The 12,046-nt window shown below is 67.6% G+C and carries 13 protein-coding genes; 10 read left to right on the forward strand and 3 right to left on the reverse strand.

Annotated features, from left to right (window positions below):
* Positions 1–60 precede the first annotated feature (60 nt).
* Together V5F74_RS22895 and V5F74_RS22900 are read right to left on the reverse strand one after the other, a co-directional pair.
* Positions 61–717 (reverse strand): CVNH domain-containing protein, encoded by a 657-nt coding sequence (locus tag V5F74_RS22895; protein WP_029556040.1) that lies wholly within the window; start codon positions 715–717, stop codon positions 61–63.
* A 188-nt stretch (positions 718–905) separates the two neighbouring features.
* Entirely contained in the window at positions 906–2,066 is a 1,161-nt protein-coding gene (locus V5F74_RS22900) for an acyltransferase family protein (RefSeq protein WP_394010088.1), read from the reverse strand.
* Between the two features lie 226 nt (positions 2,067–2,292).
* Between V5F74_RS22900 and V5F74_RS22905 the strand changes: the two genes are divergently transcribed.
* From V5F74_RS22905 to rpoN, 5 genes are all read left to right on the forward strand, one after another.
* Positions 2,293–2,913 carry a ribonuclease D gene (locus V5F74_RS22905; protein ID WP_024276851.1) on the forward strand — a complete coding sequence of 207 codons (621 nt, stop codon included), beginning with the start codon at positions 2,293–2,295 and terminating at the stop codon, positions 2,911–2,913.
* Positions 2,914–3,090: 177 nt separating this feature from the next.
* The gene (locus V5F74_RS22910) at positions 3,091–3,990 is read left to right on the forward strand and encodes a hypothetical protein (RefSeq protein WP_394010089.1); all 900 of its coding nucleotides are present in this window, start codon (positions 3,091–3,093) and stop codon (positions 3,988–3,990) included.
* Positions 3,987–4,643: an LptA/OstA family protein gene (locus V5F74_RS22915; RefSeq protein WP_250165298.1), complete on the forward strand. Its 657-nt coding sequence runs from the start codon at positions 3,987–3,989 to the stop codon at positions 4,641–4,643. Before V5F74_RS22910 ends, V5F74_RS22915 begins: the two co-directional genes overlap by 4 nt.
* A gap of 214 nt (positions 4,644–4,857) precedes the next feature.
* Entirely contained in the window at positions 4,858–5,949 is a 1,092-nt protein-coding gene (gene lptB, locus V5F74_RS22920; protein ID WP_394010090.1) for an LPS export ABC transporter ATP-binding protein, read from the forward strand.
* A gap of 37 nt (positions 5,950–5,986) precedes the next feature.
* Entirely contained in the window at positions 5,987–7,552 is a 1,566-nt protein-coding gene (gene rpoN / locus V5F74_RS22925; protein WP_029556045.1) for an RNA polymerase factor sigma-54, read from the forward strand.
* Positions 7,553–7,603: 51 nt separating this feature from the next.
* On the opposite strand, the gene V5F74_RS22930 is transcribed toward rpoN, so the two are convergent.
* The gene (locus tag V5F74_RS22930; RefSeq protein WP_051678864.1) at positions 7,604–8,203 is read right to left on the reverse strand and encodes a glycoside hydrolase family 75 protein; all 600 of its coding nucleotides are present in this window, start codon (positions 8,201–8,203) and stop codon (positions 7,604–7,606) included.
* Between the two features lie 310 nt (positions 8,204–8,513).
* Here V5F74_RS22930 and V5F74_RS22935 point away from each other — a divergent pair, with 310 nt between their 5' ends.
* The 5 genes from V5F74_RS22935 to V5F74_RS22955 all read left to right on the forward strand — a co-directional run bounded on the left by V5F74_RS22935 (position 8,514) and on the right by V5F74_RS22955 (position 12,044).
* Positions 8,514–9,758, forward strand: coding sequence for a DUF2254 domain-containing protein (locus V5F74_RS22935; protein ID WP_029556047.1), 1,245 nt, complete (start codon positions 8,514–8,516; stop codon positions 9,756–9,758).
* Positions 9,759–9,996: 238 nt separating this feature from the next.
* Positions 9,997–10,344 carry a 50S ribosomal protein L21 gene (gene rplU, locus V5F74_RS22940; protein ID WP_029556048.1) on the forward strand — a complete coding sequence of 116 codons (348 nt, stop codon included), beginning with the start codon at positions 9,997–9,999 and terminating at the stop codon, positions 10,342–10,344.
* Positions 10,345–10,365: 21 nt separating this feature from the next.
* Positions 10,366–10,638: a 50S ribosomal protein L27 gene (gene rpmA, locus V5F74_RS22945; RefSeq protein ID WP_024276844.1), complete on the forward strand. Its 273-nt coding sequence runs from the start codon at positions 10,366–10,368 to the stop codon at positions 10,636–10,638.
* Positions 10,639–10,782: 144 nt separating this feature from the next.
* Positions 10,783–11,412 (forward strand): GNAT family N-acetyltransferase, encoded by a 630-nt coding sequence (locus V5F74_RS22950; protein WP_029556049.1) that lies wholly within the window; start codon positions 10,783–10,785, stop codon positions 11,410–11,412.
* A 104-nt stretch (positions 11,413–11,516) separates the two neighbouring features.
* On the forward strand, positions 11,517–12,044 hold the full coding sequence (locus tag V5F74_RS22955; protein WP_394010091.1) for an RNA pyrophosphohydrolase: 528 nt from the start codon (positions 11,517–11,519) through the stop codon (positions 12,042–12,044).
* Positions 12,045–12,046 lie beyond the last annotated feature (2 nt).

Raw genomic sequence — 12,046 nt, forward strand, 5'->3', positions numbered from 1 at the left:
AATCGATCGGGGCGATGATACCAGTGACGCAGGGTTGGCTCACCTAGCGATAGGTCAACGTCAGAAGCAGGCGAGGTTGCCGTTCTGGTTGGAGATGTCGCGGTAATTGCCGCAATTGTTCATGTTGAGCGCGGTCGGGTTCCAAGAGCCGTTCACCCGCTGGCACTGGGCGCGCAGCACGCCGCCGAGGCCCATGGAGATGTTGCGGCAGGTGCGCATGTAGGAGCCCGGAGGCGGCTGGAGCCGCTGGCGCGAGGGGCAGAACAGCTGGCCGTTCTGGTTCGAGATGTCCGAGCCGGGCTGGCAGGTCAGCGTGTTCAGCACGGAGGGCTGGTAGTTGCCGCCGCGGGTGAGGCAGAAGGCGCTCAGCACGCCGTTGCGGAATTCCACGCGGGTGCAGGTCTGGCGATAGGAGCCGCGCGGACCCACCGCCGGCGGCGGGGGCACCGGGCGGCGCTGGCACCAGAGCTGGCCGTCCTGGTTGGAGATGTCGCCCCGGCAGGACGGGAAATCGTTGAGCCGCGTCACCACCCATTGGCCGTTGCGGGTGGCGCAGAAGGCGGCGAGGTCGGCGCCGTCGCGCACCTGCGCGTCACGGCAGGAGCGCAGGTAGCTGCCGGGCGGCACCGACCGCGCCTCGGCCGCCGTGCTGGCCATCAGGCCAAGCGCCAGAATGAGGCCCGCAAGGCGCAGGCCTGTCGCCAGAAACGAACGCATCTTCTTCCCCCCAGGCTTTCGTAACGTCGAAACGGCGCCGCTTCTAGCACGGCGGACCGCGGCGCGCACCGGGCACGCCGCAGCATCGACAAGGGCCCAACCCGTGGCCTGACAAGGTAAAAAGCGGCCGATGACGCCTCGCGGTCCGTGCGCGGACCCAGGAGGAGCGCCTCAGGCCGGTCGCGCCGTCACTCGGCAGCGGCGCTCGGCTTGAGCACGCGCCCGAGCCGGCGGGCCACGCCCCGTCCATATTCACGCCAGGGATGCTCGATGAAGCGATAGGTGACATCGGCAAGGGCAACGACTACGGCAGCCAGGACAAGGGCGATGCCCGTGCCGATCGCCAGCGAGGTCGCGCCGTCCACATGGGCCGTGAGCGAACCCAGCACGCGCTTGAGGACGGAATCGGTCATAAGCAGAATGAACATGTGGATCATGTAAATGGAGTAGGAGGTCTTCCCCAGATACTGGAACACCCGCGTGTTCAGGATGGTGCAGCCCATGCCCCGATCCAGATGCAGGGACAGGATCAGGAAAACCAGCGGCACCACGGCAATCACGATGGCCGGCCCGCGCAAATAGTGCAGCACAACGAGGAAGGCCAGCACGGCGCAGAACTGGATCGCGGTCAGGGTGCGATCGGACATCTTCTGCATGTAGGCCGCCACCGACCTGCGCGTCATCACCTGATAGCACAGCACTCCGGTCGAGAAGCCCGCGAGACCCCTCAGCAGCGAGGGCAAGCCGTAGGTGGCGTCAGCAATGCCACCAGGAGTGAAAGCCACATAGGTGTAGGCGAGGATCGAGAAGGCGACGATGAACCAGGGCGTCCATTTCCAGCGGAAGGGCTTGAGCGGCACGACAAGGGCAAAGACGATATAGGCCAGCGCTTCGCAGCTGATGCTCCAGCTCGGGGCGTTCCACTCATTCTTGCCAAACGGCCCCCAGGCCTGCACCAGGAATATCGTCGCCATCAGCAGCTCGACGCTGGTGCGCCCGGTGAAGGCAGTGCCGCTCAGCGTGGCGCCGGAAAGGCCGGCCACCAGCCGCGCCAGCTCCTTGAGCAGGAACAGCGCCAGAATGAAAATGTGCAACGGGTAGATTCTGAAAAAGCGCAGCGTCAGAAACCGCTTCATGTCCCGGGTGTCGTCGATCCTCTCCAGATAGGCGGAGGCAATGACAAATCCGGACAACGCAAAGAACAGATCGACGAACAACTCGCCGTAGACGATGGCATCCACATGGAGAAAGATGCTGTTGAACTGCATGTGGTGGATCGCGACCATCAATGCCGCAATGCCACGAAGGCCGTCCAGCGCCTCATAGCGAGACGCAGCCGTTTCCGCCATGTTCCAGCCCTTCCTCTATCGCCTGCAACCATACCGCACCGCACACAATGGGCCAAGCGCCCGGAGCGGGCGGGCGGGGCCGGCCGCGTGCGGTATCTGTCCGGCGTGTCTTCCCTGCACGGCCGGGCAAAGGCAGGCGGGGCAAGGGCATAGCGAGCGGCCCCATCGACAGGCCTGCGCGCCTTCGCTAGAAGCCCAGTCCTGAACGTGGATAAACGATACACTCATGACCATCCGCCTCCATCGCGGCGACCTGCCCGCGGACTTCGTGGCCGCTTCCGTCGTGGCCATCGACACCGAGACCATGGGTCTCGACCCGTTCCGCGACCGGCTGTGCCTCGTGCAGCTCTCCAACGGTGACGGCAGCGCCGACCTGGTGCAGATCCCGCAGGGCGCCGGGCCCGGCAGCGCGCCGAACCTCGTGCGGCTGCTGACCGACCCGAACGTGACCAAGCTGTTCCATTTCGGCCGCTTCGACATCGCCGTGCTCCAGCACACCTTCAAGGTGATGCCGCAGCCGGTGTGGTGCACCAAGATCGCCTCGCGGCTGGTGCGCACCTACACCGACCGGCACGGCCTGAAGGAGCTGCTGCGGGAACTCCTCAACGTGGACATCTCCAAGCAGCAGCAAAGCTCGGACTGGGGCGCCGCCGACCTCTCCGACGCCCAGCTCTCCTATGCCGCCTCGGACGTTCTGTATCTGCACGCGGTGAAGGCCAAGCTGGAGGACATGCTGGCGCGCGAGGGCCGCACCGGGCTCGCCGCCGCCTGCTTCGCCTTCCTGCCGGCCCGTGCCGCCCTCGACCTCTCCGGCTGGGCGGAAGAGGACATCTTCGCCCATTCGTGATCCGGCCCGACGCGAAAAAGCGTTGCGCATGAGAGACTTGGGCACGGCCCTTGCTTCAGGGCGCCATTTCGGACACCTTGGACCCCGCGCGTGGGGCGACGCGCCGGACGCCCGCTTGAGGGGGCGTGCAGCCGAGAACAGGCGCCAGCGGGGCAGGCCCGCCGCCGGAACAGGGCCATGAACCGACACGTGCCGCCACACGATTTCGATGCGCGGGAGGCCGAAGCCTTCACCCCGCCGCCCCCGCCGGACTTCACCAAGGCGCGGCGGCACAGCGCACGCGTGCGCTGGATCAAGCGGCTGGTGCCTGTCACCATCATCGTCGCGGTCCTCGGCATCGGCGCGGTGTCCATCCTGTCCCGGCTGAAGCTCTCCATCGACCTGCCGTTCGACATCGGCCACCTGACCCTGTCGGGCTCGCGCCTGACCATGGAACTGCCCAAGCTCTCCGGCTTCACCGACGACAATCGCGGCTACCGTATTACCGCAAAGACGGCGGTGCAGGATCTCACCCGACCGGACGTGATCGAGCTTTCCGACATCGAGGCGCGCCTGGAGCTGGCCGACAAGGGCTGGGCCAGCGTCAACGCCAAGACCGGCAGCTTCGACACCAAGAAGCAGTTCATCACGCTGGGAGACGGCGTGGACCTCGCCATGAACGGCGGCTACGGCGGCAAGCTGGAAGACGCCGACGTGGACATCAAGGCCGGCACCATCGCCACCGCCCATCCCGTGGTCTTCACCTATCTCGACGGCAAGCTGGTGGCCGACCGGCTGGACGTGACCGACCGCGGCGCCCGCGCCCTGTTCCAGGGCCATGTGCAGCTCGATTTCCGCATGAGCAACCTGCCCGGCCAGAAGCCGGACGGCGCCAACGCGGCGGGAAACAGTGCGGCGGGCGCCAATCCGGCTGCCCCTACCCACGCCGCCGATGCGACGCCCGCTTCCGCCGTCCATGCAGCGCCGGCAGCGCCCGCGACCACCGGAACCATCACCGTTCCGCCTGCGCCCTCTCCCGCGGCCCCGGCGCTGGTGCCGGCGCCCCTTCCCCCGCGACGCCCGGTCCCTGCTCAATGATGTGTCATGCGACGGCCCTCAAGGTCCGCCTCCCGGTTTCGAGCCTCGCACCCGCCTGCATTCTCGCGCTGGCGGCCTTTCTCGTCGCCGGTCCTGCGGCCGCGCAGGCGCCCAGCACCAGCGTGCCCAACGCGCTGCAGGGCTTCGCCCGCAACCGCGACCAGCCCGTGCGCATCAATGCCGACGGGCTGGAGGTGCGCGACAAGGACAAGGTCGCCGTCTTCTCCGGCAACGTGCTGGTGACGCAGGGCGACACCACGCTCCGCTCCAAGGACCTCCTCGTCTATTACGAGGGCTCGATGAACGAGCAGGCCGGCGGCACCCCGCAGACGGGCACCGATCCGGCGCAGAAGGGCCAGATCAAGAAGCTGGAGGCCACCGGCGGCGTGGTGGTGAAGACCAAGGAGCAGACCGCCACCGGCGACAGCGGCGTCTTCGACATGAAGACCAACACCGTCACCATGGTGGGCAAGCCGGTGGTGCTGACCCAGGGCCCCAACGTCATCCGCGGCCAGAAGCTGGTGGTGGATCTCGTCAGCGGCGTGTCCAAGTTCGAGGGCGGCCGGGTGGAGAGCCTCATCGTCCCGGGCAGCCTGAAGGAGGCGGACAAGCCCAAGACCGAACAGGGCGGCCAACAGCCCCCCAAGCGCTGACCGGCCGAGGCGGCCTCGCGGCCGCCTTCTGCAGCCTTCATGCGCCTGTCAAGTTAAATTATTTCTCTTTTGTTTCAATTGACTATTCCCATTTCCGCGAGACCTGCGAACTCTCGCCCCTGAAATCGGCCCGCCTCTTGCATGGAGGCGTTGCATCCCCGGCTGGGACGTTCTAAACCTTCCAATCTGGGGGCCGGGTTTTCCGGAGGTCGCGTTGAACGTCCTGTCCATGTTCGGCAAGTCGAAGTCGGGAGACTCGAAGTCGGGGGGAAAGTCCGTCTCGGGCAGCGCCCGTGGCGAGCAGGATGCGCGCCAGTACGACCCCCGCGACCACGATCCCCGCGAGACGGATGGCATTCCGCTCCCTGCGGGCGATCAGGATTCCCGCGAGTGGGAAGAGGACGATCCGCGCAGCGATGCGGGATATGATGCGGGCTACGAGACGCCCGCCAGCGCCGCGCCGGACCCCCGCCACCGCGCCTACATGCCGCCGGACGCCGCCTATGGCGACGACGCCGATGCGGGCGACGACTATCCCGCATCCTATCCCGGCGACGGACGGGACACGCTGCCCTTCAATTCCACCGGGGCGCTGGCCGCCTTCGGCCTCGCCAAGTCCTATGGCGGGCGCAAGGTGGTGAAGGACGTGAGCATGAACGTCCGCCGCGGCGAGGCCGTGGGCCTGCTCGGCCCCAACGGCGCCGGCAAGACCACCTGCTTCTACATGGTGACGGGCCTGGTGAAGGCCGATGCCGGCCGCATCGAGCTGGACGGCCACGACATCACGCCCCTGCCCATGTATCGCCGCGCCCGCCTCGGCGTCGGCTACCTGCCGCAGGAAGCCTCCATCTTCCGGGGCCTCTCGGTGGAGGACAACATCATGGGCGTCCTCCAGGTGTCGGAGCCCAACCGGGCCCGCCGCCGCGAGGAGACCGAGGCGCTGCTCGAAGAATTCAAGATCACCCATGTGCGCAAGTCGCCCTCCATCGCCCTGTCGGGCGGCGAGCGGCGGCGCCTCGAGATCGCCCGCGCGCTCGCCACCAAGCCGGCCTTCATGCTGCTGGACGAGCCGTTCGCCGGCATCGATCCCATCGCGGTGGGAGACATCCAGGCGCTGGTGCGCCACCTCACCTCGCGCGGCATCGGCGTCCTCATCACCGACCACAATGTGCGCGAGACGCTGGGCCTCATCGACCGCGCCTACATCATCCATTCCGGCGCGGTGCTGATGGAGGGCGATCCGGAAGCCATCGTCTCCAGCCCCGACGTGCGGCGGCTCTATCTGGGCGAGGAGTTCCGCCTGTGAGCACCCGCCGCGCCATGGACATCGGGGGGCCAGCATCATGGCGATGAGCCCCAAGCTGGAGTTCCGGCAGAGCCAGTCGCTGGTGATGACGCCGCAGCTGATGCAGGCCATCAAGCTGCTCCAGCTCTCCAACATGGAGCTGGTGGCCTATGTCGAGGCCGAGCTGGAACGCAACCCGCTGCTGGAGCGCATCACCGAGGGCGAGGCGAGCGGCCCCGAGCCGCAGCCGGAGGTCCGCGAGACCCGCGGCGAGGAGATGGCGCGCGGCGGCCTCGACGGCGAGCCGCCCCCGGCCAGCGACTGGACCGGCCAGGACAACGAACAGAGCCGGGCCGCCATGGAGACCCGCCTCGACACCGACCTCGGCAACGTCTTTCCCGACGACGCCCCCGCCGATCGCGGCACCCCCGGTGGCGGCTCCACCGCCTCCAGCCCCTCCATGGGCGAATGGAGCGGCGGCGGCGAGCGGGGCGACGACTACAATCCCGAAGCCTTCCTGACCGCCGAGACCACGCTGGCCGACCATCTGGAAGCCCAGCTCTCCGTGGCGGTGAGCGATCCCGCCCGGCGGCTCATCGGCATCAATGTCATCGGCCTCATCGACGAGACCGGCTATTTCACCGGCGACCTCGACCTCCTCGCCGGCCAGTTCGGCGTGCCGCGCGACGAGGTGGAAGCCGTCCTGAAGCTCATCCAGACCTTCGAGCCCTCCGGCGTCGGCGCCCGCAACCTCGCCGAATGCCTCGCCATCCAGCTGCGCGAGCGCGACCGCTTCGACCCCGCCATGCAGGCGCTGGTGGCCAACCTCGAACTCCTCGCCCGCCATGACCGCAACGCGCTGAAGCGCATCTGCGGCGTGGACAACGAGGACCTCGCGGACATGATCGGCGAGATCCGCCGGCTCGATCCCAAGCCGGGCCTCGCCTTCGGCTCCGGCGTCGTCCATCCGCTGGTGCCGGACGTCTATGTGCGCCCCGGCGCCGACGGCACCTGGATCGTGGAGCTGAATTCCGAGACGCTGCCGCGGGTTCTGGTGAACCAGAGCTACCACGCCACCGTGGTGAAGCACGCCAAGTCGCAGGAGGAGAAGAGCTTCCTCGCCGACTGCCTGCAGAGCGCGAGCTGGCTCACCCGCTCGCTGGACCAGCGCGCCCGCACCATCCTGAAGGTGGCGAGCGAGATCGTGCGCCAGCAGGACGCCTTCCTGCTGCATGGCGTGCGCTTCCTGCGCCCGCTCAACCTGCGCACGGTGGCGGACGCCATCGGCATGCACGAATCCACCGTCTCGCGCGTGACCTCGAACAAATACATCTCGACCCCGCGCGGCGTGGTGGAGATGAAGTTCTTCTTCTCCTCCGCCATCTCCGCCTCGGGCGGCGGTGAGGCCCATTCGGCGGAATCGGTGCGCCACCGCATCAAGACACTGATCGAGGCCGAGGCGCCGGAGGACGTGCTCTCCGACGACACCTTGGTGCAGAAGCTGAAGGACGATGGCATCGACATCGCCCGCCGCACCGTCGCCAAGTACCGGGAGGGCATGAACATCCCCTCCTCCGTCCAGCGTCGCCGCGAGAAGATGGCCCTGCGCAGCGAGGCGAGCTGAGGGATAGAGCGCCTTGGAGCGCCTCCCGCCTTCCAACATTATTCCTTACGGTCATGCCCGCTGGAGTTCATAGATCGCACCATCGATGATCGCTGCGCTGCCGGGCCACATCTCATAAGTAACCCCCGTGTCGGTGCCGCCTTTTCGGGGCGAACTGGGGATGCCCAGAGCCTTTGCCGCGGCGATCGACAATTCCCCGATGCGGGCCGCTCCGCTGACGTCCGCCACCACCGCGGCGACGCTCTTGCCCTTATACGTGACGAGCGCCCGGCACCCCATCACGATCCCCACCGCCCGCTGGCGCACCAGGGGATTAACGACCACATACGGCACCGTCGCTGCATCGACGTATCGCGTGGGGATGGCGCGGCCCTTCCAGGCATAGGTGGTCTTGGAATAGACGTTGCCGTCATCGTCGGCGAGGGGATGTCCGTCGCCTCTGTCGAACAGAACGTTGTCCCAGGAGCCGCTCGGCCAGCCCGCGTTCTTCAGGGCGTCGAGACCTTTGTCGTCCATCCGATATGCGAACTTGGCGCCGTTCTGGCCATTGGCGCCATCGGCATCAATCGCGCCGCCAGCCTCCCAATGGACTCTCCCGTCCTCGTCCTGAATCACCGAAACGCCGCCGATCCTCGCCAGTTCGATCCGCATCCTCGCCCCCAGGAACAACTATTGATTGCATTTTTAATGATATGCATATCAAAAATTGTGATCAAGGGTTCTAAAGAGGAGAATCTCCTTCATTTTTCGTTCGTTAATGGATGCGAGGACAAGATCCGCCCCCCGCAGCGAGGTGAGCTGAGGCCGGGCCTTCCGCGGGGGGGGGTCCGATTAAAGCGCGGTCGATATCGGAACTTGCGCCCCCCGGCCACGCTTGGTGTCCTATGCAGTGCACCCACCCCCGGCGGCTCCCCCGTCGTCCCGGCCGAATTCCCTGCTTTGACGGGGCGCGGTGACAGCCATGGGCCTTCTCACCGATCGCGTGCGCTTCCGGCTGCGGCGCTGGATTACACGGCTGTGGTTCTGGCCCACCGCCTACAGCCTCACGGCCGTGGCCGTGGTGCTCGTCGCGGCGACCCTGCCATCGGGATACGCGCTGCCGGGCTACCTCACCTTCGCCTCGAACAGCCTTGAGCCAGTGCTCACCGTGCTGGCCTCCAGCATGCTGGCGGTGGTCACGTTCAGCCTGTCCGCCATCGTCTCGGTCCTCTCGGCCGCGGCACAGGCGGCGACGCCGCGCGCGACCTCCCTCCTCATCGAGGACGCGGCCCTCCAGCGCACGCTGAGCGTCTTCGTGGGCGCGTTCCTGTTCTCCATCGTGGCGCTGGTGGGGGGCGTGGGCGGCGTCTATTCCGATGCCGGCCGGCTGCTGCTCTTCGCCGCGACGGTGGTGCTCATCGCCGTCGTCGTCGGCACGCTGCTGCGCTGGATCGACCGGGTGTCGCGGCTCGGGCGCATGGGCGAGATCATCGACCGGACCGAGCAGGCGACCGCGGCGGCGCTGAAGGATTTCGCGCGCCGGCCCGGCCTCGGCGCAACCGTCCGCACCGCACCGCCGCCGGCCGGCTATCCGGTCTTCGCGACGGCCATCGGCTACGTGCAGCATATGGATGTGGGACAGCTTTCGGCGGCTGTGCCGGAAGGCGTGACGTGCCATGTGGCCGTGCGACCGGGCGCCTTCGTCGATCCGGTCCGTCCCCTTGCGGTGTTCGATGCGCCGCCCGACGACGCGCTGGCGGATGCGCTGCGGCAGGCCATCACCATCGGCGACGTCCGCAGCTTCGAGCAGGACCCACGGTTTGGCATGGTGGTGCTCGCGGAGATCGCGTCAAAGGCCCTGTCTCCGGGCGTCAACGACCCCGGCACCGCCATCGACGTGAGCGGGACTCTCACACGGCTGCTCTGGGGCTGGCGTGCGGCCCGCAACCTGCCCTTCCAGGATGCCGTGACGAACGTCACCATTCCCGCGCTGTCGATGGACGACATGCTGGAAGACGCCTTCCGGCCGATTGCCCGCGACGGGGCCGGGCAGGTGGAGGTGGGGCTCAGGCTCGTGGCCGCCCTGGGGTCGCTGGCGCAGATCGATGACCCCGACCTTGCCACCGCCGCCCGCACGCGCCTCGCCGACGTGCTGAAGCGGGCGGACGCCGTCCTGCTGCCCATGGACGCCGACGCGCTGAAACGGGCCGCCGCGGCGATCGTGTGAGGGCTGGAACCGCACGGACCGCAGGCGCTGCGGCGCGGTAGCCGCCGCCAAGGAGCAGGGGGGAGATGGCGGCGGCGTCACGCGGCTTCGCCCCGTCTCGCAAAGGCCAGTGGCGTTGACTTTTCCGGGCGTGGCGTATATCGGACCACCTTCGCGTGGGCCAATGGGCCTGCATCCCGAAAAACCGACCGAAGAAGCCCGTCCTTGAGGCGCGGCTGAACACGAAAGCGAGACAAGAATGTTCGCGGTCATCAAGGCAAACGGCAAGCAGTATCGCGTTGCCGCCGCCGACAAGATCACCATCGACCACCTCGACGCCGAGGTCGGCTCCGTCTTCACCTTCCCGGTGCTGATGCTGAGCGGCGCCTCCGTCGCCATCGGCGCGCCCCATGTGGACGGCGCCACCGTGACCGGCGAGATCGTCGAGCACACCCGCGGCGACAAGGTGATCGCCTTCAAGAAGCGCCGCCGGCAGAATTCCCGCCGCAAGCGTGGCTTCCGCGCCGACCTCACCGTCGTGCGCATCACCGAGATTTCCGGCCTGGGCGAGACCGTCAAGGCCGACGCCGCCGGCGTCGGCGCCTGATCGAGAACGAGGAGAGCAACAATGGCTCATAAAAAGGCAGGCGGCTCGTCCCGTAACGGTCGCGATTCCGACGGTCGTCGTCTTGGCGTGAAGCGCTTCGGCGGCCAGGACGTCATTCCGGGCAACATCATCGTGCGCCAGCGCGGCACCAAATGGCATCCCGGCACGAACGTGGGCATGGGCAAGGACCATACCCTCTTCGCGCTTATCGAAGGCAAAGTGGCCTTCCGCACCAAAGCCAACGACCGCACCTACGTATCGGTCGTTCCTGCCGCCGCCGAGGCGGCCGAATAAACGGCGAGACCTGATAAATGCAGGATCCCGCCGGTCTCGTTGATCCGGTGGGCGCCTGAGCAGGCCTCTCAACGCTCAGACACGAACCGGGGAGACGGGACAACCCTCTCCCCGGTTTTCGTTTGTGCCCTTGAGGAGCCCGCCATGACTTTGTGCGAATCCCAGTCCGGAGTGCCGCTCGCGGAGAGCTGTATCCCCGTCCTCGAAACCGAGCGGCTCGTGCTCCGCGCGCCGCATATCGAGGACGTTGCTGCCGTCGCGGAGCTCGCCAACAACCGCCGGATCGCGGAGATGACCGCGAACCTGCCGTTCCCCTACAAGCCCTCCGACGCCCACGCCTTCGTCGAGACGCTCGCCGCCGTGCCCGATGCCGCCACCTTCGGCGTCTTCCTCAAGGGCGAGGGCCGCATGGCCTTCGCCGGCATGGTCAGCTATGGCCGCCGCCCGCCTGAGCCCGCGCCGGAACTCGGCTACTGGGTCGGCGAAGCCTTCTGGGGCCGCGGCATCGCCACCGAGGCCGTGCGCGCCGTCATCGACTATGCCTTCTCCGAGACCGATGTCTCGCTCCTCCTCGGCTCCGCCCGCGTGGTCAATCCGGCGTCGCGCCGGGTGCTGGAGAAGTGCGGCTTCCAGTGGTCCGGCGTCGGCCTGTGCCGCGTGAAGGCGCTGCGCGCCTCCGTGCCGGTGGACCAGTTCCAGCTGGAGCGGCGCACCTGGGCCTCCATCCGCGCCTGGGGCTCCACCGCCCTTCCCCGGCACCGCGCCGCGCACTGACGCTGCGTCCGGGGGGCCGCCTGCCTGAACTTGCGCCCGCCGCATCTTGCGCGGTGCGGCGGGGCGCGTATCAGGGGGCATGTCATTCCATCAAGGCCGCCGCCATGTCGAAGAAGCACGATAAGCACGACAAGCACGAAGACATGCCCTATCGCCCCTGCGTGGGCCTCGCCGTGTTCAACGCCGCCGGCAAGGTGTTCGTGGGCCGGCGCCTCGGCGGACCGGAGCATGTGGACGCCACCCATTCCTGGCAGATGCCCCAGGGCGGCATCGACAAGGGCGAGGAGCCCTATGCCGCCGCCTTGCGCGAGCTTTACGAGGAAACCTCCATCCGCTCGGTGACCAAGCTGGGCGAAGTGGAGGAGTGGCTCTCCTACGACTTGCCCGGCCGCATCGCCGGCGAGGCCTGGAAAGGCCGCTACCGGGGCCAGACGCAGAAATGGTACGCGCTGCGCTTCACCGGCGCCGATGCCGAGATCAACATCCTTCGTCCGGGCGGCGGCAAGCACAAGCCGGAATTCATGGACTGGCGCTGGGAGGAGATCGACGCGGTGGTCGACCTCATCATCCCCTTCAAGCGCGATGTCTATGTGGAGGTGGTGAAGCAGTTCCGCCGCTTCGCGCAGGGCTGAAC

Source organism: Xanthobacter aminoxidans (assembly GCF_043193615.1).
Classification (GTDB): Bacteria; Pseudomonadota; Alphaproteobacteria; order Rhizobiales; family Xanthobacteraceae; genus Xanthobacter; species Xanthobacter aminoxidans.